Origin of the sequence: Fundidesulfovibrio soli (assembly GCF_022808695.1) — a bacterium.
In the GTDB taxonomy this organism is placed as follows: Bacteria; Desulfobacterota; Desulfovibrionia; order Desulfovibrionales; family Desulfovibrionaceae; genus Fundidesulfovibrio; species Fundidesulfovibrio soli.
In genome coordinates, this window is the sequence record NZ_JAKZKW010000017.1 from 36790 (window position 1) to 61924 (window position 25135).

General features: G+C 59.6%; 13 protein-coding genes. 8 read left to right on the forward strand and 5 right to left on the reverse strand.

Annotated features, from left to right (window positions below; translation table 11 throughout):
• Nucleotides 1-817 precede the first annotated feature (817 nt).
• Entirely contained in the window at nt 818-1936 is a 1119-nt protein-coding gene (locus MLE18_RS13735) for an FtsK/SpoIIIE domain-containing protein (RefSeq protein ID WP_243439372.1), read from the forward strand.
• 381 nt (nt 1937-2317) lie between these two features.
• Here the strand turns inward: MLE18_RS13735 and MLE18_RS13740 are convergent, their stop codons facing one another.
• From MLE18_RS13740 to MLE18_RS13750, 3 genes are all read right to left on the reverse strand, one after another.
• The gene (locus MLE18_RS13740) at nt 2318-4222 is read right to left on the reverse strand and encodes a DNA recombination protein RmuC (RefSeq protein ID WP_243439373.1); all 1905 of its coding nucleotides are present in this window, start codon (nt 4220-4222) and stop codon (nt 2318-2320) included.
• Between the two features lie 1004 nt (nt 4223-5226).
• On the reverse strand, nt 5227-6531 hold the full coding sequence (locus MLE18_RS13745) for a PcfJ domain-containing protein (protein ID WP_243439374.1): 1305 nt from the start codon (nt 6529-6531) through the stop codon (nt 5227-5229).
• Nucleotides 6532-6602: 71 nt separating this feature from the next.
• Nucleotides 6603-7796, reverse strand: a complete 1194-nt coding sequence (locus MLE18_RS13750) for a PcfJ domain-containing protein (RefSeq protein ID WP_243439375.1) — start codon at nt 7794-7796, stop codon at nt 6603-6605.
• Between the two features lie 225 nt (nt 7797-8021).
• On the opposite strand from MLE18_RS13750, the gene MLE18_RS13755 reads away from it, so the two are divergent.
• Genes MLE18_RS13755 through MLE18_RS13765 form a run of 3 tightly spaced genes read left to right on the forward strand, consistent with a single transcriptional unit; the run spans nt 8022 to nt 14069 of the window.
• Nucleotides 8022-9335: a hypothetical protein gene (locus MLE18_RS13755; protein WP_243439376.1), complete on the forward strand. Its 1314-nt coding sequence runs from the start codon at nt 8022-8024 to the stop codon at nt 9333-9335.
• Entirely contained in the window at nt 9325-11367 is a 2043-nt protein-coding gene (locus MLE18_RS13760) for a phospholipase D-like domain-containing protein (protein ID WP_243439377.1), read from the forward strand. Before MLE18_RS13755 ends, MLE18_RS13760 begins: the two co-directional genes overlap by 11 nt.
• A complete protein-coding gene (locus MLE18_RS13765; protein ID WP_243439378.1) occupies nt 11364-14069 on the forward strand; it encodes a helicase-related protein in 2706 nt (901 codons plus the stop codon). Before MLE18_RS13760 ends, MLE18_RS13765 begins: the two co-directional genes overlap by 4 nt.
• A 67-nt stretch (nt 14070-14136) precedes the next feature.
• Here MLE18_RS13765 and MLE18_RS13770 read toward each other — a convergent pair whose 3' ends face one another.
• The gene (locus MLE18_RS13770) at nt 14137-14619 is read right to left on the reverse strand and encodes a hypothetical protein (RefSeq protein ID WP_243439379.1); all 483 of its coding nucleotides are present in this window, start codon (nt 14617-14619) and stop codon (nt 14137-14139) included.
• A gap of 2 nt (nt 14620-14621) precedes the next feature.
• A complete protein-coding gene (locus MLE18_RS13775; protein WP_243439380.1) occupies nt 14622-15629 on the reverse strand; it encodes a helix-turn-helix transcriptional regulator in 1008 nt (335 codons plus the stop codon).
• A gap of 50 nt (nt 15630-15679) precedes the next feature.
• Here MLE18_RS13775 and MLE18_RS13780 point away from each other — a divergent pair, with 50 nt between their 5' ends.
• The 4 genes from MLE18_RS13780 to recD all read left to right on the forward strand — a co-directional run bounded on the left by MLE18_RS13780 (nt 15680) and on the right by recD (nt 24691).
• Complete coding sequence (locus MLE18_RS13780) at nt 15680-16063, forward strand: DUF6915 family protein (RefSeq protein ID WP_243439381.1); 384 nt, start codon at nt 15680-15682, stop codon at nt 16061-16063.
• 67 nt (nt 16064-16130) lie between these two features.
• Nucleotides 16131-19283 (forward strand): exodeoxyribonuclease V subunit gamma, encoded by a 3153-nt coding sequence (locus MLE18_RS13785; protein ID WP_243439382.1) that lies wholly within the window; start codon nt 16131-16133, stop codon nt 19281-19283.
• Entirely contained in the window at nt 19276-22884 is a 3609-nt protein-coding gene (gene recB, locus MLE18_RS13790; RefSeq protein WP_243439383.1) for an exodeoxyribonuclease V subunit beta, read from the forward strand. The genes MLE18_RS13785 and recB overlap by 8 nt, the downstream gene beginning before the upstream one ends.
• Complete coding sequence (recD, locus tag MLE18_RS13795) at nt 22871-24691, forward strand: exodeoxyribonuclease V subunit alpha (protein WP_243439384.1); 1821 nt, start codon at nt 22871-22873, stop codon at nt 24689-24691. Before recB ends, recD begins: the two co-directional genes overlap by 14 nt.
• The last annotated feature ends 444 nt before the right edge of the window (nt 24692-25135 follow it).

Consider the following 25135-nt stretch of genomic DNA (forward strand, 5'->3'; position numbering starts at 1 on the left):
AACAACTGACTGCTTCGAACCGCGAGGCCATGATACTTCAAGAGTTGATGCCCCCCTGTTCTTGCCGATGGTCAGTTCATCAACAAAGCGCAGATGGCCCCATATACGCCGGTAGCCCAAGAACGGGGGATCAGCCTTGAGCACGCGAATCCGATCACGCAGTTCGGGATTTCGGACTTCGAACTTGGCATATGAGCCGCGCCACTTCACGGCCACCCGTCTGTATATTAGCTACAGGGTCAACTCGCCGACCAAACCTTTAAGCTTGGCAGTCTCATATTCAACCCGGTGGGTACGCTTGCCCAAGGTGGCCGTTGCCGAGGAGGCTGTCACGTCACTGGCAATACTACGTCAGGGGAATGCCGTACTCGTTGCACGACTCGCCGACTGGCCGTTCTCGAAGGCCTTCAAGGACGAAAAGCGCCTTCTGCCCTGGAGTCCATTTGCGTCGTTTCATGGCCGATCTCCTCCTCAGAATCAGCCACGAAAACTCAGCTAGCGCAACCGCTCACCAAACCAGGAGCAGGATAGAGGGTAGGAGGAGTCGGATTTAGAGGGCTGCCTGTGTCGGAGACTGAACTCACGAGTTAAAGCGCACTCCTTAAATACATTTGGACATGATTTACAGGGCGTCAGCATGGGATTAATATATCCAAACAGAAGGGCTGGGCAAAAGTGAAACATGGTAAACAATTTAAATGTTGTAACTTTTCAAGACGCATTAGCCAGTAACCGACGTGACTCCCTAGACGCGGCACTTTCACGAGACTGTTGACGTCAATTTGCGCTTAACATGGCCAGCAAAAGGACCGCTCAAATGCCAAATTATTACTCAAAATTGATCAAGCACGCACGCTTCTATATCAGCAAGGCATTCCATCGCTTCTTTGCTGGACAGGAAGAGAAGACGCTTGAAAATTTATTCACATTGATTGGCATTGAACATTTTGTTCTGAAATTAAACAACATTGCACGCAATGGTTACATTATTAGAACATTAGCCAAGGTCAATGACGACAAAATCAGATTGATAAAAATACTAATAAGCATTTTTCGCGGTGTCCAAGTGGACATGCATGACATATGCGAAGAGTCTCTAACAGCAATCGTCCCATCGCCAAACAACAAAACATACAACTACGAAGATATGCACACATTAGCGGAGTATATGAACAGCAAAGACGGCGACGTACAAATTCTACTCGGAAGACAACCGGCCGGAACGTTATGCACCCATGACCTTTCCCACGAAAACAACATACTAATAGGAGGCGCCACAGGGTCCGGCAAAAGCATGCTTCTGCACGGCATCATCATGTCCCTGCGATTAAAGTATGGAGAACAAAATATATCCATCATACTCTTTGACGCCAAAAAAGTTGAGTTCATAGGCTATATCGGAGACAAATTTCTTCAGGATATATCACTATATCCAGAGGAATTAGGATTTGGTTTTCAGGTAATAAAAATGATAATTGACGACAGACGTAGAATGCTTGTTGAGAGCAGGTCAAGGGACTACATTTCGCATAACAAAAAAATGCAGATGGAAAACCGGAATCACGACTTATTGCTGCCAATTATTGTAATCATGGATGAAATCAATGAAATCTGGAGAAGCCTCAAAGGCACAGTGTCTGAGCAGTGCAAGAACATGTTGATTGAGCACGCTGGTTCAGGAAGAGCACTTGGTATCAGCTTTATCGTCGCAACACAACGCCCTGACTCAAGCATGCTAGACAGACTTACAAACCAAAACATGTTTACACGCGTAAGCTTTTATCTCCCCAGCCACTATGATTCGCAAGCAGTCCTGGGCATGTCAGGCGCCCAAAAATTAAACAGCACAAGGACTATGTACGTAAAAAAATTGAACACTCCTGAACTAATAGAAGTCAGGCCGATCTTTTTTGACCAGTCAACAATTTATACCTAACACAGCGCCCCATCGCGCGCTTCACACAGATTGCCTCCTACCATCTTCGCCGTGCTAGATCTGTAATCACTAACGCTGGCCCCACAACCCGATGCAGACACCATTCTAACATAAAGACCATCTGCGACCACAACCACTTGACTGGCCCCCAACACAAGCAGCCTGCACAACTAATACCTGATGCGCCCTTTATGCTGAAGGTTGAACTTTGACTTACACACAGGAGACTGAGGCGCGACCCCTCCTAGACAGGTAGTATCTGGCCGCGAACCTGGCACTTATCGAGAAGCCCTCCATTGCCCACCACCCCAGGACACCTGCTATCAATTGCATGTGTCCAGACTCAAGAGTTAATCACAGCATGGCGCGGCGCCCTGGGTTTCAACTCATCTCCTCACAAGCTTCCGTTTCCACCACCAAGTCCTCAAGGACACCCTGCGACTCGGCTTCGGGGAGCTCCTCGACACTACGCAATTTCCGCTCAATCGCTCTGGAACGCGTCGAAACAGATTCAAGGTTGTTTGCCGCTGCAGTGATGCTCTTACGGACTTTGTCGACCGTATCCCCGTATTTTTTGAATTCGACCTTCACGGCCCCGAGGATCTTCCATACCTCAGTTGATCGCTTGGTGATCTGGTTTATGGCGATGCCCATCTGGACGCTGGACAGGATGGCGGCAAGGGTCGTCGGGCCGGCAATCACAACCCTGTATTCGCGCTGCAGGGTCTCGACTAGGCCAGGGCGCCTGAGGGCCTCGGCATAGAGCCCTTCGGATGGCAGGAACATGACACCGTATGAAGTGGTCTTGGGCGGATTGAGGTACTTGTCGTGAATGTCCTTGCCGCAGAGCTTCAACCGGTTCTCCAGTTGCTTGCTGGAAGCCTCGGCCTGAACAAGATCATTCGCGTCAAGAGCGGCAAGAAGACGTTCATAGTCCTCGACTGGACATTTGGAGTCGATGGGGAGCAGCATCTCGCTGTCATCCTCGCTTCTCCCGGCGATACGCACTGCGAACTCCACCTGCTCCCTGCTGCCTTCCTTCGTGCAGACATTTTTCATGTATTGGCCGGGGCTGAAAATCTGGTCCAGCAAACGCTCCAGCTGCACCTCGCCCCATGTTCCGCGGGCTTTGACGTTGGTCAGGACACGTTTGAGGTCGCCAACACCTGTGGCTAGGTTCTGCATCTCTCCCAGGCCCTTGTGGACCTGTTCAAGGCGGTCGCTCACGAGCTTGAAGCTTTCGCCCAGGCGCTTCTCCAGGGCTCCGTGCAACTGTTCATCCACGGTCTTGCGCATCTGCTCGAGCTTGGTCTCGTTGTCTTGCTGCAACTGGGTGAGCTTGGCCTCCACAATGCCCCTCAGAGCCTCCATCTTCTGTTCATTCGACTCGGTCAGCTTGTTCATCCTGGCGTCCAGGGACTCTCCAAACGTCTGCAGTCCCTTGCCCATCTCCTCGCGGCCCTGCTTGGCGTTGTCCGTTATCACTTGCCGCATCTGGTCAGTCTTCTGGGAGGTTGTCTCCAGGATGTGCTTCAGCTGATTCTCCAAGGCGCAGCGGAGCGCGTCGAACCTCAGGTCATTGCCCTTGTGCATCTCGCCGACCTTGGTCGTTATGACGGTGAGGTTGTTGACCGTCTCCTCTCTGAGACCCTTGGAACTCAGGGAGATCTCCTCGCGGATGCCGTCAAGCCTTTGCTCTGTGGCCTGGGTGAGGCTGTCCACGCGGGCTGCAAGCGTCTGAGCGAGGTTATCTATCCGCGAAGAGAAGGCATCCAGCTGACTCCCCTGCGTCTTGGCCTGCAAGGCCATTTGGGAGTTCAGTGATTCCGCGAGGACCCTGACGCTTTCCATGACTTCCTTGCGCAATTCCTGGGATGCCTGGACCGTGACCTCCCTGATCTGCTCAAGGCGCAATTCCGTGGTCGAGACGAGCTTGTCGATCCGGGAAGCAAAGCCGTCAAAACGATCCTTTTGCTCCGTAGCCATCTCGGCTGTTCGGGAGAGCACTCCATCCCCGAACTTGGCCAGGAGGCCGGAGAGTTCCTCCCTCTGCCCCTTGGCCATCTGGGCCAACTCTGCCCTGCTCCTGGAAATTTCGTCCTTGAGGGCCCTTTCAATCCTCTCCAGCTCCTTGCCCACGAGTTGGATCTCGCTGGTGACTGGCTGAAGATCAACAGGCTTTGCCCTGAAAAGGAGGACGATAAGGAGTGTTGCCGTAAACGCGGAAATAACGAGCAGGACGATGGGGGGTACAGCCAGTGAAAACAGTTGATCAAAGCCGTTCATGCTGTGTCCTTATGTTAGGTATACGCAACCATTGAAAGTGCAGGAACATAAACGCACTCACCATCTCCACGACGCCAACGCCTCGCAAATTCGTACAATCCGATCACACGGAAACCCCTAGACCACCATCATCAACGACGATGAGATTACATTAGATTGAATGCCCGCATTAAAACAAGGGGGATGTTCTCGAAATTTTCGTCCAACGAGTCGCAGCTTATGGCTTTGCAGCCAGCGTGTTCTGCCCGACAAGTGCTGCCCGAGATCGATATCGCATTGAATGTCGTCCACACCTTGCAGAACCCAGAACAGCCCACGACATATTACACCAGCTTTATGGCGAATGCATACACCACCATTTTTCTGGGTATAAAGCAATGCATCGCCATATCAGTGCTCAATTATATTTGTCTTACCCATCCATACACTGTTACAAATGTACTACAACCACACCAAACAAAACACTGAACTTTTAATCCCTGTATACGCATTTATAACCACATTGCGCGGCACTACGCATAAATCTCAAGACGACTCACAGCGATGGGTCGTTTTGTTTATCACTGCGACCTTCCCATTTGCCTGGCCTATTCCAAACGACTCACAGTCTGTTTATGCCCAAAGTACTCCCAGCATATATGGAATTTTTCACACAGAACAGACTTGAACCGTGGCGTATCGTTAACACGGCTCAGACTTCCTGGAGTACAACTGACCTATCTTGCATCATATGAAATCAATTTCATACAAATATGCATCCATCAAGGCAATTAATGATATGGTTGCTGGTTTGACCTTCTACATGTCGCAGAGAATGACAGCAAATACTATTCCCATCGCAGCAGGAGGGGCGATGTATTGCGACACCACCTCGACTATCCTCCGGATCTGACAAGCCAGCCCAGCCATGATTTGCTCGCAGATCTGTCCTCAACGTGAGGGGGTGCGTGGTCATGGTTGCCACGTACAGTTCGTATTGGCTCGATTCGAGCAAGGGCAATTGACTATTTGTGCAGGAGATCAACGAGACAACCTTTGAACCAGGCACGAATAGAAGCCCTCGTTATGTCGCTTACCTTCCTGTTCGCATAACCCTTGATCTGGCCTATACGTTTTGTTTTCCCGAGCCGGAGTTCGAGAGTGGCCCGTGTCGGAGACAGGACCCGGTAGATATAGCACTCTCCTGACAACACCCTGGAGTGGTAGCTGCCGACGCAGTGCCTCATTTCGGCCCCCTCCCGACGTAATTCCGCCCTGGAGGTAATCGGCTGGATGGCGTCGGAGCCGGGAAAGGGCGGTGGAGGATAGTGTACCTCTGCCGGACCCGGCTGAGGTTGAATCCGTTCGGCCTCCGGGCCAGGGCCCCTGCCCTGAAACCGGTCTCCGTCAATCGGCGCACGAACCGGCTCCACCGGGAGAGGCGGTCGTTTTCCGGGAGGCCCTTCAGCGTGCTTGCACTCCGCCAGAAAACGCCCCTGCCAAGCATCATGCAACTTTCTGAGAGCGGCCACACTCCCGGCCTGCATGACAATCCTTTGTCCGTCCGCAATACCCAACTCGCCGGCCATGGCCACGCAGTCACGGGCCAAGGCCATTGCTATCCTCAACGCATGAGGGGATTGCTGTGCCTCGGCCTCAAACCTTGTGAATCGGCTCGCCAGGAATGCCCCACTTGACAACAGAGGCTCAAGGTTGGTCAGCGGCACGCTTTGCGCGTGTCTGAGGACCCAGGGTACTTGGTCCCGGCTCATCGCAGTTTTGAGGGCTTCCAACTCGCTCAGTGAACCGTCTTTGATCACCACTTTGCCAAGCAGTCCTAGCTGCCCCGGCACTGACCGACCTGTGAGCCTTCTGACGATTTCCGCACGTTTGCACGATGCAAGGTTCATCACCTCCGCGTTTGGGATGATTCCCCTCGCGAAAGCATCGGCAAGCATCCATGCCAGGGGCGGGCAGTTCCAGAGGAGATCCAAAAACCGCGCCGACCTTCTGCTCAGGCTCAGAAGAGCCAACTGTCGCCATGAAAACCTTCCCACGGCCTCTCGCGTTGCGAGCGGGAGAGAGGCGACGAACTCTTTTATGGCAGCCGATGCACGTATGCGAGTCGATGCGTGAACAAGGATGACTTCCGGTGGAACCGTTTGCATCGTCCACTCATTCTTCTCACGCAGCCAGATCTCCAGGCCGGCATCCCATGGCAATATCCTCCAACGCTGCGGGGTCAGATGAAACGTGTCCAGTTGTAGAACCCCGTCCCCATACAGGCACGCGCCCAGGATTCTTGTGGGCAGCACTTTCGGGATGTGCATGTTACCCTCCGCGTATCGAACCCAGCATGCCGGCGCCTCAAGGCGTCAGCCTGGAAAATCCATACAGTCATTTACCGGGCAATCTTTCCGACGCCTTCATCGAGCCACCGGCGCACGCTCGTGAATGTGTCCTCAGTCGGCTGACCGTTGCAGGCAATTTTGAGTTGCCCCAGGCGCAGCTTCCCGTCCGCGGTTATGAGCAGCTCCAGAGTCGCTGCTTGAGGAGACAGCACACGATAGATAAAGCACTTTCCAGCAAAAACCCGTTCAACGTAGCTGCCAACGCAATGATGCATGGCAACGCCTTCTTGAAACAAATCCCCCGCGCTGGTTATAGGCTGGATAGCGTCATTGCCTGGTATCGGAGGAGGGGGGAACGGCTTGCCATAGCGCTCTTCGAACTCCGCCTTCCGTTGGCTGTTGAGCCGGGCGGCCAGGGAGTCATGCAGCGCCTGAAGCTGACGCAAACTCTGCAAGCGCTTCAAATCGGTGGATGGATCCGGCTGACGCATCACGTGCGCCAATCTGCAGACGTCAGCTGTAAGCCTCCGCCAGAGAGTGACTTCACGAATTACTTCGACCGAGTCCTCTCCATGTATCAGGCTTCGAATCCCTGAGTATTCGAACCATCCCTTCTCCCTCGCGAACACCTTGAGAACATCCCAGTTCAACGCCTCAAGGTGCCGTAGTTTTTTCCAATCCGGCGAGGCAAACAGGATGGTGAGCAATTCGAAATCGAGCGGATCGAAGGTGAGATTGCGAATCTTGCTGATGAATTTCAGCAATGATTTCGTTCCATCTCCTATCGCGTGGAGCAGGATTTCCCGCCTTGTCTTGGCCGTTAGGGCCAAGACTTCGCTCCTGTCGAATTCCGTCGGGAGACACGCGGGCAGCATCCAGAACACCAGCGGCGCATGGCGCGCCAACTGGGCAGCCTTGGGGTTGATGCTCAGAATGCGCAACAGAGGCAGTTGGTTCATGCCGAACTGCCGGACGCAACGCCTGGCCCAGTCCGGGATAGACTCCGCGTATCGGCGCATCGGGTGAGACGAGGGCAAGGCGTCCACCTCGTCTGAAACAACCAGGCAATCGAAACTGGCCTCCTCCCAGCCTTCCCCGTCCTCACTCAGGCGTTCGACGAGAACCGCCCCTCCCCAAGGATGAATGCGCAACAGGCCGGACCTCTGGCCGATGAAGTCCTGGAGGTCCACAGAGAGCATCCCCTTGCGGTCATCGAAGGAGCAGTACTGTTCATCAAGGATCATGGCCGTCCTCCGGGTAAATCCACATGCCGGCATTTCCCATACTCTCCTCCCAATTCCAGAATCCGGAACAGGAAGTGGGCAAGAAGTCATCATCCGGTTGTCAGCGAGGGCAAAGCCGGCCGCAACTCTCTAACGTTGCGGCAGCATCCAACTGCTGATATTCACTCTGCGTCGAAAGCGCTGCCAGTAGAATCAGTTCGCGTTCTGGCAAAGACAGGAGCGCCCATGGATATATTCTGGGGAATGCTCGGGCCTGAGCGGATAATCTCCACAAGCCGCGCCCGGACTCTTGGCCTCGGCTCTGTCGTTAGGCACTACAATGATCGCGCAGTGCCCGGCCTGGGGGGAATATGGTTCGGGAAACAGTTGCTTCTCGCCCTGATGGGCATCGCCGTTGCCCAACGCCTGCGCGATTGCAGCGATAATGCGAAAAACATCGAGACGGCCAACGCCATCGAGGCCCTGGCATGCCTGCTCTCTTTTGAGCGCAACGGCCACAGCTCCGATTCACGCCTGCGGGGCGTGGAGAAGCTCCGGGGCAAAAAGGACCGTGCATTCTCCACCCTCCGGCGGCCAGGGTTCTACGTCGCCCAGCCGATGCGCACGGCCACCGTGCAGCCCCTGCCGGCCCTCGGCCTAGTGGAGGGCGGCATGGTGATGTTCAACGACTACCGGTGCTCCCAACTGGGCAAGGACTTCATCGATGCCGCATGTGGCGTCGTTCCACTGCGCTATGGGACCCAAAGCGTGTTGGACGTGCTGAGCAGTTGGGCCAGCGCCGGGGACCGCCCCCCAAACGCTAAAGACAGCCTAGTCACGGTGCTGTCTCCGCTTGAGCCTCTCGCCGGCGAAGCATGCGGCCACCTGCGCCAGCAACTCCGCAATGGGGCGGGCGAGGGCCCCCGGCGCAGGCGGGACGCCCTGGCCTGGGTGGAGAGCCTGGCGCGGCCGGGCGCCAGGCATGAAGGCTGGGAACGCAAACCTGAATGCCTATCGATCGAACACTGGATGGATCTTCGAAGCGGCGCGGCGTTCTTCCAGGCCCGAGACGCCGCCCTGGACCTGCTGGACGCCACAGAGGCCCAGTTGAGGAACAAAGTCGACGAGCGGGCTCTGCGGCTTGATGGACCGTTTCCAAACGAACTGGAACAGCCCGTTTCCAGCCTGCGCCGGTTGGCAAAGGCCTTCCTTGACCTCGGGAGCGATACGTCCCCGGGGAAGATGGCTTCATCGTTCTGCCTGGAATGCTCCCAGGACTCCCCGTCCCGTGTGTTGCGAAACCTGGCTGAACGCGATGGCCGGTGCTTGAGGCTGGTTGACGGCGCCCTCCTACCGGGGGTGGCCTTCCGAAAGAGCCAGGGCATACCGGATCCCGGCGCTCAGACCGAGAGACAACAACCGGACGCGGACAAGCAGGATACATTCCCGCATGGCATCTCGGCGCGTATGCGCAATCTGTACCTCTTGAATCTCGACCTGCACGGCAGGATTGAAGAAGCTCTCAGCCAGGCACCAACGGAGGATTCCGATGTCCAGTGACAGCAGACTTCACCCCCTGTCTCTGACGGGTCATTTCGAAGCCCCCGAAGAGTACGAAGGCTGTTTCGGCTGGATGTGCGGATTCTCTGCGGACGCCAAATTCCTCGACGCCGCGTTGGAACGCTTCTCCGGCCTCACCTCCCAGCGCCGGGAACTTTCCGGCAGGGTATACCTGGCGTTGATGCTGGACCCGCGCCACCCGCAGATTTCCCCAACCGATGCGCCCGGCGTGCTCCACCTCGGCTACAGCGGCCACCGGCGGTTCCCCTTCAACCTACTGCACGCCAAAGTAGCCCTGCTGGGGTACAGGAAGGCCGCTGATCCCTCGGCATGGAAGCTTCGCCTGCTCGTCTCCACGGGCAACTGGACCGTGCAGACCCTCGAAGAGAGTATCGACCTGGCCTGGAGGACGGACCTGGACGCCGGAGACCTGCCCCCGGAGCGGACGGCCCGGACCCGCGCGGATATCGCCGCCGCCTGGGGTATGCTCTCCTGGCTGCTCGGCCGCTACGACGCGCGCATCCTCGACGTGCCCGCGCTTGAGGGGCGTGTTTCAGAGACTCGGCACGCCATGTCCGGCTGCCGGGACTGGGTCGAGGCGGTGGTGAAAAGCCGCTGCAAGGGCAGGCCGCGGTTCATCGACAGCCGGAGCAAATCACTCCTTGTCCAAGTTCCTGAACTTATACAGGAAATTTGTTCTCCTGTAGCCAGGAATTATCTGGCCATGGGGTCGGGCTTTTTTGAAACGGACTGTAGAGAGGATGCATTGCCTTCGGTCCTGAATGGGATTTCAAAAGCCCTCAAGCGCGACGGGTTGATGAGCAGCTCGGCACAGGTCGACGTGTTCGTCAATCCAGGGGAATGCCAGGGCGTGGCCCGCGCAGCTGACGCGATTCTCAAGAACAAGGGCTGGAGCCTGCGAAAACCAAGCACGCCCTCCTGCTTCGGGAACTCCGGGCGATTCCTGCACGCCAAGTTCCTCTTTGGCGCGAACAGGCGGGGCGGCTCCAATTCCTGCGGCAGCGCCTGGATCTATCTGGGGTCCGGCAACTTGACCCGCCCCGGCTTCGCCCAGCCCATGTCCGCTGACGGCGGAAACCTCGAAGCCGGGGTGGTCTTCGCCCCTGACGGACTGCTCTGGAAGAGGGAGCCCTCCGACGGCGCAGCCCTGTCTATCGAAGACGCGCTGCCGATACTTCCGGGGGAGGAGCTCTCCCTGAAGGAAACTCCCCTTGGCGCAGGCGAAAATCTCTCGCCTCGTGACGGATTCTTCGCGGCCCCCCCAGTGCCCTGGCTCCGCTGGACAGGCTCGGAGGGATCTGGACTTCTCCAAGGGCCTGAAGAATCCGCGGAATATGACGTATTGACCTCCACCGGGGAACCCTGCCCCAGGGAGGGTGCGAATCGCCACCGCTGGCCAAGTGGCGTGTCCCCTCGCCAAGTCCACGTCCGCTGGGCCTCCAACGGGGAGATCATGCAGGCCATGGTACCCGTGCTAGATGAGTACGGGCGTGTCTCGCCCAAGGAACTTCAACGCCTGGACCTCAGGCGGGCTTGGTGGGACTTGTGCGAGTTCCCATCCGCTCCCCAGGACGACGGCCCGCAGCATGACCCTCCGGAGGACGAGCCTCCAGGCAACCCGGTGGGTGACCCCCCCCCTCCCGGCGACCAACCACCCGTCAATGATGCCCATGCCTCTCGGCCCGCGCCCGAAGCCGGCTATCCCGTCCGGGAGATGATGCGCCTCGTGGAAGCCTTGGCCGACAAGCAGGTCCGGTTGAATAAATCCGACTGGCCGATCTGGTGCGCTCGCCTCGAACAGATTCTGACGCAGGCGGCTGACAGCGTCGAGTTGCAATATTTCAAGGGGCTGGGGCTCGACCCGCTCAGCCCGTTGCTGCATCCCGCATTCCGGCCGCAATTCGCGGAAACCGGCGCCACAGGCGAGGGGCAGCTCTATGAGGCAGCTCTCGCGCGGCTCGGGAAGGCCTGGGGCGTCACAAATCTCGAGAAGATCGGGAGGCTACCTTGAATCACCATTTCCGGGGTTGGGGAGAGGTTGGGGATCGACTGCGCCAGAAAGCCGCGCGGGAGGCCGCACAGGACTCCCCCTGGCTGAACCAGGGCCAGCGTGACAGCCTGTTGGCCAGTGCGGAGCGGCTCGAGAACAACGGCATCATCCTGGCCGACGAAGTCGGCATGGGCAAGACCCGCATCGCGGTGGCCGTAATCAATGCAGTGGCCGAGTCCGGCGGCAGGGTGGCAGTCCTCATTCCACCAGGCCTGGGCTCCCAGTGGGACCAGGAGCTGCGGACAGGCGGCCGGCAGGTTCACCCGGTCCTGCGCAACCTCTGGTCGTACTTTGAGGCGTGGGCCCCCGAAGCGTCCCCCTCCCCTCCTCCATGGTTCGATCGGGACGTGGTGTTGGTGTCCCACCTGTTCTCCAACTGGCGGCTTGAAGAGAACTCGACCTGGCGGTGGGCTCTGCTCCAGACGCTGTACTATTTCTGGAGGAGGCGCAGAGGGGGCCGCTTCCCGAAGTGGCACAAGTCGGAAGCGCCCCTGCACAAAAGGGTGGACGCCGCCGCGCAGAGCATTGTTGACATGGTGCCGGAGGATAAAAGCCATGTTTCCTTCCGGCTTTTGGAGGAGATGTTCACGACAATTCCGGAAATCCGCACTCCCCCCGACGGGGCGCTCTACGCCCGGCACAAGCCGCTGCGGGAGCCGTTGGAGCGCGCCGTGGGCCTTGGCCTGGGAGTGTTTGACCTCGTCGTCATCGACGAGGCGCACAAATCCCGCGGGGACGACTCCGGCCTGACGCGCCTGACCGAGACCATGATCCTGCACGCGCCCGAGGCCCGCAGGCTGGCATTGACCGCGACGCCCGTGGAAATGGACGTGAGCCAGTGGATGCATTCCCTCCAGCGCATCGGGGTGGACCAGGGGAGGCGGGACGCCATCAGGCCCGCCGTCCAGAATTTCGCTCAGGCCACAAGGGACGTCAGAAAGCATTGGCAATACAGCGCGCTGCACCGTGAAAGGTTCGCCGCCGCTTCCAGGACATACCGCGAAGCCCTCTCCCCGTACCTCCTCCGCCGCGACAAGCGTGAGGACGACGCCGTGGAACTCTTCGCCGATACCACCCGTGGACCATACGACGCATACCGCGCCCTCTCCGAAATCAGCATTGATGTGGTGGGCTTGCCTGCCGGATGGAAACGCGCGGTCTGCGCGGCGGAGTCCCTGTCCGCAGCCGTATCCCTGGCCGAGGACTCCGGGCAGAAGAGGCTGCGGCTGACATTCGGCAACGGACACGGCCTGTCCTCGATTATCGACACGGCCAGCCGCTGCGAGGTTCTGGACAAGCAACAGATCGACCATGAGGGCGCCCACGAAGGCGTTGCGCACCTTGAAGAGCCCGCTGGCGAGGCGCACCGGATGAAGCGCCGGCAGCGAGCGTCATGGTGGATGGACATCATGCGGTCAGCCTTGGCCGAGGGCGAGAGAGTGCTCTTCAGGCATCCGGCAATCCTCGCCGCAGTGGAGGAAATCGAGAAGCATACCCGTCAGGGCGAGAAGGTGTTGGTGTTCGGCCGTTACACCCGGCCAATGCAGGCGCTCGTCCACCTGCTCAACGCCCGGGAAATGATCCGCTGCATCAGTGGCGGCGAGGGGCGCTATTGGCCGCAGTCGAAGGTCCGGAAATCCCTGACTGCCGAAGACGATGAACTCCAGGCTGTCCGGGCGGCCCTCGCGCAGCTTCGACCGGGCTGGGACATCCCTGATGTGGACCAGGCGCTCAAGCTGCAGTTCCACGGTCGCACGCGCCAGCTCAAGGCGTTTCGGAAGGACCTGGTCGCCAAACTGGAGGATGGCTTCTCCCGGGCTGTGCCAGGATCGCACGACCGGGCAAAGACCATGTGCGAGGATTTCATCAGATCGGTCCGGGAAGCCGCCGCGAAAGAGGGCGTCAGAGGGCTTTTCCCACTTGTGAGCCGGGCGCTCTTCGAACTGATCGGGCCGGAAAAGGCGCTTTCCGCCTCGCCCCAGGATCTGGCCGGGGCTTTCTGCACGTTCATCGACGTCGTGACCGACAAGGACGAAGGCGACCTGAACGGCGACAATTCCCTGGACGCGGAAGAGGCCCGCTCCCTTTGGTCCGCTGTCCTCAAAAAGATGTTGGGGGCGGAATTCCGCAAGAGCCAGGGACGGTTCGCCTGCCTCATGTACGGCCAGACAGACTGGGCCACGCGACGGGTCATCCAAGCCGGGTTCAACTCGCCCGACAGCTCTCCTAGGGTACTTATCGCGCAGTCCGTGGTGGGCCGGGAAGGGTTGAACCTCCATCAGGCATGCCGTGTCGTTGTTCTGCTGCACCCCGAATGGAATCCGGGAGTCGTCGAGCAGCAGATCGGGCGGGTGGACAGAGTCGGGAGCATGTGGAGCGCCTTGCTGAAACAGGCGGTTGTGTCCGGCGTCCAGCCCGGAGAGCTCCCCCGTATCCTCGTGAAACCCGTCATCTTCAAGGGCACCTATGACGAGCACAACTGGAATGTGCTTCAGGAGCGCTGGCAAGACCTGCGAGCGCAACTGCATGGGGTAGTCATCCCGCATGAGCATGCGGCAGGAGACCGCGAGGCGATGGCCATCGTGGATGAATTGGCCCAGGCCGCGCCCTCGTTCTCGCCCAGCGGGAAGAGAACCCAGGGTCGTGCTGACCCTGGGGCCTAAACAGCGGGGGGCCGCGAAGAAAACCGGGCAGACATGCGGGGCGGCGTTCTGGATAATGATGCTTCCGTCAGATCAGACGCACTGGGAATGTCCCTCCTCCAGGTGTGACCAGCACGCTTGTTATTTGAATGCCGTCCAGCAGCAGCGATGACAGGGCAGGCCGCCATTTGTCGATGTCGACGGGACGCCAGGTGTCAGTGATGATCCTCACGTCCCTGGTGACATTTCCGCATTTCGTCCGGGCGCAATGGTTGACGATCTCATGAATCATTCCTTCAAAGTTAAATGGCCAACGCCCTCCCCCGCGCAGGACCCCCTCCAGGTAGATGAAGTAGGCCATTCTGTAGCAACCTTTTGAGGGAGTGCCAGGGTAGCAGTTAACTTCACCCTCAGTATGCCTTGAAATGATATCCTGCAGTTCCCCTCCGAGCAGAGCGGGAGCCTCTTGAAGAATAACACCCTCCCTCACAGGCACCCGTTCGGCGATCACCGCAGCGATCCTGTGCATGTCCTCCGGGATGTAGGTCTCCCACTGTTGGTTCCAATGCATCGTTACCCTCCTTGATAGAATTCCGACATGGCCAAAACATCCTTAGCGATTCTGGATTTGAGTTCTTCAGGTCCTACGACCTTGGCTTGGCAGCCGAAACTCAACACCCAGGAGGCGACCTCGTCGATGTCCCCGCCAGTAAACTCCAACCGCACTCCCCCGCCGGGCATATCCACCAGGGATTGGTCGTCGCTCCAGATGCGTTCCCGCACGTACTGGGCAACCTGAGGCGCAAACTCCACAACGGCCCCGACCGACTGCCCGATCATGACTCCAAACGTCCGCTGCCCGTTGTACGCAGACGGTTCGGTCCCATCCGGTGCCGGAATGCTCGTGATTGCCATGGAAACGACCCTGTGCACTGCCAGAACCATGGGGAAGCGTACCCTGTTGGGCGGCGAATCCTCGATCGCCCAGCCGTCCGCGTAGAGCGACCCATGGTGAGCGACAATCCTGTGCGGCAGGAAGTGGTGCGTCCTGGCATCATCAATGTCCGATTTCCTGTATTGGACCTCGCAAACAAGGCGCTTCTTGGACGCCTCCAACAGGCGCACCAGGTCGGCTTGGCGGGGGCTGTAGTCGATATAGCCCTTGCCCAGGACTCTGACCGGGGCTTCCATCGCCCCGCCCCTTTCCTCCAGATTGGCCAGGAGCAGAGATGCTTTACCGATGGCCTCTTCCGCCTCCTCCAACATGCTTTCCGGCAGCAGGTGGCTCGCGAGGTTCTTGCACAGGGCCAAGCAGTTTATCGAGTGCGCCGCCATGCCCAACGCAGGGCGAAGGCGAGGGACGTCCAGCCAGTACCGGCGTCGCCCTCCCACGACTTCCGTGCGGAACTCAGCCGAGAAGCATTCGAGTTGTGTGCACAACCGCAGGACTGTCTGTTTGGAACAATTGAGTTTGTCCGCCAGTTCCCCCAAAAAGAATCCGGCCGGCCGGAACACGAGCATGGTGTATAGCGCCAGGATCTTGGTTGCGGCGGTTGAGTCCGGATCAAGTTTCTGCGGCATGCTTCCCTCTCATTCCTCGTGTTACGGGTAGGCTCTGTGAATTCCAGATAATGGAACGCCCGTGGGCGAAGGTCTTCACCAGAGCCTTTCACGCGCTGAAGAAAAACCCACTTCACGAACAAAATCAACTTGCCGGAGGGAATATGCCTTCCTACGAGCAGCACTGCAGGGAGTCCATGGAGATGTTCGGTCAAGCATTCGGCGAGGTACACCTCTGGCTGGACGAGTTCGCCGGGAACCCCCCATACGGCATGCGCCACCGCAAGCTACGGCATCACGAGGCTGGCATCCGGGACGTCGCCCGTCTTTTCGGCCTTCAGGCCGCAGAAGCGGCGAGACGGCACATCATATCCGACCTCACGCAGGAAGGATGGAGCGAGGCTGATCCCTTTCCCCGAGATCATGCGCATTACGTCAGTTTGGGCCTGTTCTGATAGCTGTTCTTGTACCCATGGAGCCCCGGTGCTATCGTAAAACCGACTCAAACACGGAGACGACAGCATGCCCGAACTCTCGGTGATCACAGGGAACCGTCTGGAAGTGCTTTTGCAGCAATTGCTCGATGGCGCGGGCACGGCGAATTCCCCTTTCGAGACACGCGCCGTGGTGGTGCAAAGCCGGGGGATGGAGCGCTTCCTGCGGTTGGAAATCGCCCGGCGGCAGGGAGTATGCCTTGGGTACTCATTCCCGTTCCCTGTGATGCTGGCCTACGAGTTGTTCGACCGTGTGCTCGGAAAGGGATGCGGCGCGCGGGCAGACAGCTTGCCGGTGATGACTTGGCGTGTGCTGGATCTGCTGCGTGACATCCCTGAGGGCGACGCCTTCTCTCCGGTGCGGGCCTACCTACTCGGCACGCCCACTCTCAACCGCTGGCAACTCTCCCGCGAGATCGCCAGGACCTTTGACAGATACCTCATATTCCGGCCGGAAATGATCCACGCCTTGGACGCCGGGGGCTTTAAGGACATCGGCTCGGAACACCAAACCTGGCAGGCCGAGCTCTGGGGGAACATGATCCCCCCGGGTTCCGCGCCGCACAGAGCCGACCTGAAAAGGAAGTTCCTTGATGCTGTGGTGTCCTGTCCATTGGAGGCGTTGCCCCGTCGGATTGACTTCTTCGGAATCGCCTCTCAGCCGGACTACCACCTCGACATCTTCCAGGCCCTGTCCGCCCGGGTTCCCGTGACGTTCCACATGCTCGAACCGGGGGATTGGACGAGTTCCGGCCTCGAAGACGCCGCTCTGGCGGGATGGAACGACTCCGGTGGCCATTTCAGGCGACGCCTCTTGCACCAGGCCGCGGACGTCACGTCCCTTTTCTCTGCGTCCAACCGTCCAACCCTTCTTGGGATGCTACAGGATGACCTGCTCGGCGGAAGGGCCGCCGCGCCACCAGCCCCCGAACCTCACTCGTTTCAGATCCACTGCTGCCACGGTCCGATGCGCGAGGTCGAAATTCTGAAAGACAACTTGCTCTGGATTCTCCAGAACAGGACGGATATCGAACCCAGGGATATCCTGGTGCTGAGCCCTGATCTGCGGAAATACCAGGGTTACATCCAGGCTGTGTTCGACCGCGGCCCGGACGAAAGCCACAGCATTCCGTACAGTGTCACATCCTCTGATCCGCTCGGACCGTCCGCCCTGGTGCGCACCTTCATGCGCCTTCTGGAGATTCAGCTGGAGCGCTGGCGCAAGGATGACGTGCTCGACCTGCTTGAATGCGAGGCGGTGCGTGTCCGTTTTGGGCTCAACGAAGCGGACCTGTCCCTGATCGCCTCCTGGCTGGAAGAAGCCGGCGCGATATGGGGTATCGACGGGCGCGACAAAGAGAATATCGGACTGCCCGGACTCGAGGCCTACACATGGAACTCCGCGTGCTTGCGCTTGACGCTTGGCCACGCCATGCCTCCGGACTCTCACGCGATCTACGGGAACGTAGCCCCCCTGGATCTCGTGGAGGGCAGCGACGCCATCATCCTAGGCCGCCTGCTGGACTTCCTGTCTGCCCTGATCCGCGCCCTTGCTCCCCTGGATGACCCGGAGACCATGGCGGGGTGGAAGGCGCGCATAGACGCCATCATCGACAACCTCTTCGACAGCGACCTCGCGGAGGAACTGGACGGCGTGCGAGACTGCATGGACGAAGCTGCGGAAGCACAGGGAGTTGCCCAGGGCGTGGAGCGCGTTGACCTCTCCGTGGTGAGGGCAATCCTCACGGACGGCGTGGGCTCCGGCATCGTCTCCAAGGGGCTTTTCAGCGGTGCAGTGACCTTCGCGGACATGAGCGCGCTACGCGGGGTGCCGTTCAAGGTTATAGCTGTCATTGGGCTATCGGACGAATTCCCCCGGGCCGACCGTCGCCCAGGGTTCGACCTGATGGCCGTACACCCTCGCCCTGGAGATCCCTGCCAGCGCGACGACGACCGGAGGCTCCTGCTGGAGGCGATCCTCTCCGCCCGGGAATTCCTGCTACTAAGCTATATGGGGCGCACCCAGACCCAAAACGCGGAATTGCCGCCCAGCATCCTCGTGGCCGAGTTGCTGGAATACGTCTGCTCCCGCTTCCCGGACGCGATGCGGCCAAGCGTGCGCGATCACATCGTCAGAGTCCACCACCTCCAGGCGCACCACCCCGACTATTTCACCCAAAAGGCCGGTTCGAGGCTGTTCAGCTTCTCAAGGGATCATCTCGAGTGCCTCTCGCCGCCCCTTGTCCCGCCGGCTGCCTTCCGCTCGATACTGCCGGATAACCCTGGCCTGTTGCCAAACCCGCTGCCACTGGGGCTGTTGCGCTCGTTCCTGGACAACCCGTCCAGGTTTTTCTTGGAGAAGCGTCTGGGGGTCTTTCTCCCCCGCATCAGCGATGTGGCTGGTTCATCAGAGCCTTTGGAGGGTCTGGACAAGCTCTCCGAGTACATCCTGCACAAGGAGATGCTGGATAGCGTCCTGGCGGGGTCTGATGTCAACGAACTCATGCCGTGGCTCGAACATTCCAATCGCCTCCCGCCGGGAACCCCGGGGGTGTTGTTCGCCAAGGATGCAGGCGACCTCGTTTCTTCCATGCGGGAAAGAATCATGGCTTGCACGCCTGAGGACGGCGCCACGCTCGAATGCGGCGAGGTGTCGTTGGACGGCGCAGTGCTCACGGGCGAGGCGGCGCTGGTCTACAAGAAGCGGATGCTCCGCTACAGGCCGGCCACCATCAAGTCCAAAGACAAACTGAAGGCCTGGCTGGACCATCTGTTCGTGAACGCACTCACCGGCGAGCCCCGGGAGACGCTTGTCATCGGTTCACAGGGGCCGTGCCTGCGCTTCCGGCCTCCCGCCGATGCGAAGAGAGAGTTGGCGGTGCTGGTCGGATTCCTGCGCCAGGGGATGAGGGAGCCGCTCCCCTTCTTTCCCAAAACCTCCACGGAGTTCGCCCAGACGGTCGTGACCAAGCGGAAGCCGGCCTACGAGGGGGTATCGAATGCTCGCAAGGCCTGGTTTGGATTCTCCACGCCTAGTATCACAGTACCGGGGGAAGGGGAGGACGCCCACATGGCTCGTTGCTTCCCGAACGAAAGCCATCTTGAGGAGCCCGAATTCCAGGAAACGGCTCTGACGATACTCACGCCGATGTTGGAGCATGCGGAGGAAATCCATGTCTAGCCCAGCACGCAGGCCTTTGGATCTGCTCAACGCACCGCTCTCCGATTGCAACGTCATCGTCGAGGCCAGCGCCGGAACCGGCAAGACATACGCTCTGGCCGCTCTGTATCTGCGGTTGGTGGTGGAGGCCGGGCTGGACGTCGGGAGCATCCTGGTCGTCACCTTCACCGAGGCCGCAACCGCCGAGCTCAAGACTCGCATACGTGCGCGCATCTCGCAGGCGCGTGGGGTGCTGGTGTCGAAAGGGACCGCCGAGCCGGACGATTTCCTGGCCGGGTTGCTGGCGCGCGTCAACCCAGAATTAGCGGAGAAACGTCTCTCCAATGCGGCCCGCGACCTTGACCGGGTCGGGATTTACACCATCCACGGCTTCTGCCGACGTATGCTGACCGACTTCGCCTTTGAGTGCGGTGCGGCCTTCAACAACGAGTTGATCACGGATGAGAGCCGTCTCATCCTTCAATTGGTTGAGGATTATTTTCGACGAAACATACAGACGGCCGACGAGGTTTCCACCCACACGGCCCTGGCAGGAGGGCTGATCGACAGCCTGGAGGGGCTGGCGAAGCTCCTCGGTTGCCACCCTCTTATCGATGTTCTTGATGCAGACCCCGCCGCCCCGGACTTGGCGCTGGCATTCGAAGCTGCGGACAGAGTTTACCAGCGGGCCGCCGACGGGTGGACACGGCACGGCGAGAGGGTCGCCCGACTCCTGCGGGAACAGACGGCCCTGAGCAGGAAGTCATACAAGCCGGAAGACATGACAGACTTGTCCGCCGAGTTGGATGCTTACTTCGCCCACGACAGGATCCCCCTCGGCCCCATGCCGAAATGTGTTGGAAAACTCTGCAGCCAATCCATACTGAACGCGCTGAAAAAGGGCCAGAACGCGCCGAGCCACCCCTTCTTTATGCTGTGCGACGAGTTGGCGGAGTCCCTCGAAACACTTGGCCGAGCGATGAGCGCCTTCTTGGTCCGTCTGCGAATCGGATTCTCGCAGGATTTCCCTTCCAGTCTGCAGGCACTCAAGCAGGCGAGGGGCATTCTCGGCTTTTCGGACCTGCTCGTCACCCTGCACGATGCCCTGCTCGTTGGCCATGGCTCCCTGCTGAGACAGCGCATCAGGGAGCGCTTCAAGGCTGCGCTCATAGACGAGTTCCAGGATACAGACACGCTTCAATACCATATATTCTCAACGCTTTTTTCCGAAGCGCCTCACCCCTTCTACTGCATCGGTGACCCGAAGCAGGCGATCTACGCCTTCCGGGGCGCGGACATCCACGCCTACCTTGAAGCCACGGCTAAAGCTGGAATCATCCTGACTCAGTCCACCAATCACCGTAGTGACCCAGGCATGGTCCAAGCCGTGGGCGATCTGTTCGGCCCAGCCAGGCGACCCTTCGTTCACGAAGGCATCCCCTTCGAATGTTCAACCGCTTCGGAAGTCGCCACGGAGCGTCTCACGGTGGAAGGTGACTGCGCTGCAAATCTGCGCATCTGGCATCTCAAGGCCGAGGACTTCGGCAAGGAACCGGGCTCGGAGGTCACCAAGGACAGCAGCACCCGACCAATAGCCAAGGCCGTGGCCGAAGAGATCGCTAGGCTCCTGACCCTCTCCGCCGAAGGCCGGGCAACTTTCGCGGAACACGGCTCTTCCGTACAAAGGCCGCTCTCGTCCTCAGACTTCGCCGTGCTAGTGAAGTCCCACAAGCAGGCCGGGATCGTCCGCGACGCGTTGGCAGAGCGTGGCATCCCCTGCGTTCTCCAACAGACCGAGGACGTGCTGGACACCGGCGAGGCCATGGAGTTGCACATGCTGCTCCTGGCGATCGCTAGATTCTCCAACGAGGGGTTGCTGCGTGGAGCTTTGGCCACGGACCTCCTCGGCTGGGACGCGCAAAGGCTTGACGGTCTGGAGAAAGACGAACGGCTGCGTGACGACCTCCTCGTTTCCTTCGAAGGCTACAGGATTCGTTGGGAGCGGGAGGGAGTGTTGGGGGCCGCATCCGCCCTCCTGGCCGAGTATGGCGTGCGACAGCGACTGCTGGCCCACAGTGGAGGGGAGCGACGGCTCACCAACCTGATGCACTGCCTAGAACTGCTCCATGCGGCTGAGGCGGAGTCTGGCCTTGGGGTGGACGGCCTGCTGGCCTGGTTTTCTTCCGCCTCTCACGGTAACCGGCGTGACGAGGAAAGCAAGCTCCGGCTTGAGACCGATGCCCCGGCCGTGCGCATCATGACCATTCACGCCAGCAAGGGGCTCGAGTTCAATATCGTCTTCTGCCCCTACCTCGGATGGGAGCCGAAACTATACCCCCCTGAACCTTACCACGACCCTAGCAGAGGCGGGGCGTTCGTCCTCGACCTGGACGAAGCCAGGGCTTCGGCGATGGAAGAGCTGGGCCTTCAGGAAAAGACCTCGGAGGACATGCGCCTCTTCTACGTGGCCGTCACCAGGGCAAAATCCCGCTGCTATCTGGCTTGGGGAGCCTACAACAAATGTCCCAACACTCCCATGGCCAGGCTGCTGGGCGTGGCGGGCGATGGCCATGACGCAAACTCCGTGAAAACGGCCCTGACCCAGCTTGCTGCGCACAACCCCCGCATCAGCGTCTCGGCCCTGCCGACACCGGGCGAAGGAGCAGCCCCTGAAGCAAGACCCGACCATTCGGGTTGCTCCGTACTGGATTTCACCCGCCAGATGGATGACGAATGGGGCATTTCCAGCTTCACCGCGCTCTCCGGATTTAGAGAGCGCACGCGCTACGGCCGAGTGAATGACGAGCAGGCGCCCGGGGAAGCTGCCCCGGATTCAGGGCCAGACCCCTCTGAGGGACACGAGGCCCGAGCGCACGAGCTTCCAGCCGGAACCCTGGCGGGCGTGATGTACCACGAGTTCTTCGAAAATATGGATTTCCAGGCCCCTGGCACAGACCTCTTCAAGGCATCCGCCGCCACGCAATTGGCCAGGCACGGGATGGACACAGCGCACGCCCCGAACTTGGCCACCCTCGCCAGGCGAGTGCTGGATGCCGTATTGCCCGGAGGGGTGAGACTCGCTGAAGTGTTGCCCTCGGAGCGTCGGGCGGAGGCTGGGTTCCATACCCCCTTGGCCCGGCTTCGCCCTCAGGACATGAGGGCAGTGTATGGCAAATGGAGCGACACCTTCCCCCACCCCTGGCATGATGCCCTGTCAGGGTGGTACGCTCGGCCCAGGGAAGGTTTTCTCACGGGCTCCATGGATCTCTTCTACCGGCACGGGGGCCGATATTACCTGCTGGACTGGAAATCCAACCGGCTCGGGTCTGGACCGGAGGCCTACAGCCCAGAGAGGCTGGCCACCGCCATGGCCTCCCATTGGTACTTCCTCCAGTACCACCTCTACTGCCTCGCGCTTGAGCGCCATCTTGAGGCTACGGTTCCCGGCTATGACCGCGAAGAACATTTCGGGGGCGTCCATTACCTCTTCATTCGAGGGATCGATCCCGACAGGCCAGGTCACGGGGTATTCTTCGACCGCCCGGTTGGAGGATTCATGAAAGATCTGGAGAGAGCCATCCTCTCCCCGCCAGCAGGAAGGGCCGGACATGCTGCAAACTGAATACGGTTGTGTGACCAGACTCCGCGATGGGAGCTTCTTCGAGAGCATGGACCTCCATCTCGCCAACTGCCTCTGCAATCTGGCGAACAAGGACCTCCCCGATCTGGCCCTGGCGGCCGCTCTCACAAGCCGGGCCACTGGCATGGGCCACGTCTGCCTGGACCTGGAGCACCCCTTCTCCTCAACCTTCCCGGAAGCCTCGGCTGAGTTCCCGGACCGGGAGCGCCTGCGCGAGGCCCTGGCCGGAATGCCCGGCGTGGGCGGCCCTGGCGACTTCGAACCGCTCATCCTGGACGGAACCCGACTGTACCTCGCCAGATACCACCGCTACGAGAGGGAACTGGCTCAAGCCCTTACGGGCATGGCCGCCGGAGCGCTCCAGGTGGACTCCGGCAAACTGGCCGCCATTCTCGGCAGGCTCTTCCCTGGCTCCGACGCCTCTGGGCCGGATATGCAGAAAGTTGCCGCATTCGCTGCGGCACGCCGGAGGCTGACCGTTATCACCGGCGGGCCGGGAACAGGAAAGACCACCACCGTGGCCAGGATCGTTGCCCTCCTGGCCGAGCTCGAAGATATCCCCCCCAGCCGCATCGGCCTTGCGGCCCCGACGGGCAAGGCTGCCGCGCGGCTGTCGGAGTCGTTGGCGTCCGCTTTCGCGGGAATATCTCTCCCAGAGTCTCTGGTCGCGCACGGACCCTTGAAAGCCGCCACGCTCCACCGGCTGCTCGGCATGAAGCCCGGCGCGGCCGTCCCCCGGCACGGCGCAGAGGATCCATTGGCTTACACGGTGCTCATCGTGGATGAGGCCTCAATGGTGGATCTGCCGCTCATGGCCAAATTGGTAAGGGCGATGCCTGAAGACGGACGGCTCATCCTCCTGGGCGACCGGGACCAGCTGGCCTCTGTGGAGGCCGGGGCCGTGCTTTCCGACATCTGCAAGGAGGAGTATCAGCACGGCTTCTCCCCCGGTTTTATCAGTGACTTCGCTCAGGTTGACGCATCCGCGACACGTTTGAGCTCCATCAGGGACGGCGCGTCCCCGCTGGCGGACTCCGTGGTGGCGCTCACCAAGACCTGGCGGTTCAAGGACACAAGCGGCATCGCGGCCATCAGCTCCGCATTGCGGGACGGCGACGCCGCAAGGACCGCTTCAGTGCTCAGATCTACACACGAGGATTTGTTTTGGCGGAAGCTTGGGAGCGCCGAGGGTCTTGAGGACGCGCTGGCCCCAGTGCTGGAGCACGCGGCGAAGGCCCTTGTCGCCTGCGACCCCGGGGAGGCCTTCGCGGCCTGGGCTGCCTTCCAGCTGCTCACCCCGCTCAGGAAGGGGCCGTACGGAGTGGAGAGTCTCAACGCCCTCATCGAGCGCAGACTCAGGGAGCGCGGCGCCATCACGGGCAGAGGCTGGTGGTATCCGGGCAAGCCGGTGATGGTGCGCAGAAACGACCCGGCCCTCAAACTGTTCAATGGAGACATCGGAGTGACTCTGCCTGAACAGGACGGCTCATTGAAGGTCCATTTCCGCGCGGACGGAGGGTACAGGAGCTTCCCGCCCGCCAGGCTTCAGGACGTGGAAGAAGTCTACGCCATGACCGTGCACAAATCGCAGGGCTCGGAGTTCGAGGCAGTGATGCTCCTGCTGCCGGACCAGGACAGCCCGATCCTGACCAGGGAACTGCTGTACACGGCCATCACCAGGGCGAAGCGAGAGGCCGTCGTGGTCCTGTCTGGCGATGTGTTTCTGAAGTCTATCGAACGCAGGGTCGTCAGGCATTCGGGGCTGGGGGGGCGGTTGTGGGTGAGGTGATGACGCTGTGCGGGTTGGGCGGAGCGGCCAAGGGGGACCGAGATCAACAACAGGACTACCTCGGCCGAAGGCAGCAGCTTCGCATGCCACTCCCGGGTTCAGATTTGTCAATCCGTCACGATTTTTCAAAGACGAAAGCAATGGGGCTGCGCAAAAAATCCAGACATTGAGGAGTGCAGTGTGTGCTCGTTGTGTGAGGGAAGAAGCAAGTTGGATGGCCAAACCTGACTACGCTGAAGCATAGTCTGGGGTATTTTTTTCGTTATCACGACCATCTTAAGGTGGAGATTACTAACGACCACGATCGCAGATTTATAGAGCATTGCCAGAACCTTGCCTAGCAAGTGGTGGTTGTCTTGCGTGAAACGAAAGGCTATAAAAATTGTGTACTTATGGAGCGCAGGCTTATTGACCATTTTGAAGCCACAAGGGTTAAAGATTTTA

Bases quoted from the DNA above. Each gene is read 5' to 3' on its own strand.
- MLE18_RS13735 (WP_243439372.1), top strand. From the start codon at position 818: ATGCCAAATTATTACTCAAAATTGATCAAGCACGCACGCTTCTATATC.
- MLE18_RS13740 (WP_243439373.1), bottom strand. From the start codon at position 4,222: ATGAACGGCTTTGATCAACTGTTTTCACTGGCTGTACCCCCCATCGTC.
- MLE18_RS13745 (WP_243439374.1), bottom strand. From the start codon at position 6,531: ATGCACATCCCGAAAGTGCTGCCCACAAGAATCCTGGGCGCGTGCCTG.
- MLE18_RS13750 (WP_243439375.1), bottom strand. From the start codon at position 7,796: ATGATCCTTGATGAACAGTACTGCTCCTTCGATGACCGCAAGGGGATG.
- MLE18_RS13755 (WP_243439376.1), top strand. From the start codon at position 8,022: ATGGATATATTCTGGGGAATGCTCGGGCCTGAGCGGATAATCTCCACA.
- MLE18_RS13760 (WP_243439377.1), top strand. From the start codon at position 9,325: ATGTCCAGTGACAGCAGACTTCACCCCCTGTCTCTGACGGGTCATTTC.
- MLE18_RS13770 (WP_243439379.1), bottom strand. From the start codon at position 14,619: ATGCATTGGAACCAACAGTGGGAGACCTACATCCCGGAGGACATGCAC.
- MLE18_RS13775 (WP_243439380.1), bottom strand. From the start codon at position 15,629: ATGCCGCAGAAACTTGATCCGGACTCAACCGCCGCAACCAAGATCCTG.
- MLE18_RS13780 (WP_243439381.1), top strand. From the start codon at position 15,680: ATGGAACGCCCGTGGGCGAAGGTCTTCACCAGAGCCTTTCACGCGCTG.
- MLE18_RS13785 (WP_243439382.1), top strand. From the start codon at position 16,131: ATGCCCGAACTCTCGGTGATCACAGGGAACCGTCTGGAAGTGCTTTTG.
- recB (WP_243439383.1), top strand. From the start codon at position 19,276: ATGTCTAGCCCAGCACGCAGGCCTTTGGATCTGCTCAACGCACCGCTC.
- recD (WP_243439384.1), top strand. From the start codon at position 22,871: ATGCTGCAAACTGAATACGGTTGTGTGACCAGACTCCGCGATGGGAGC.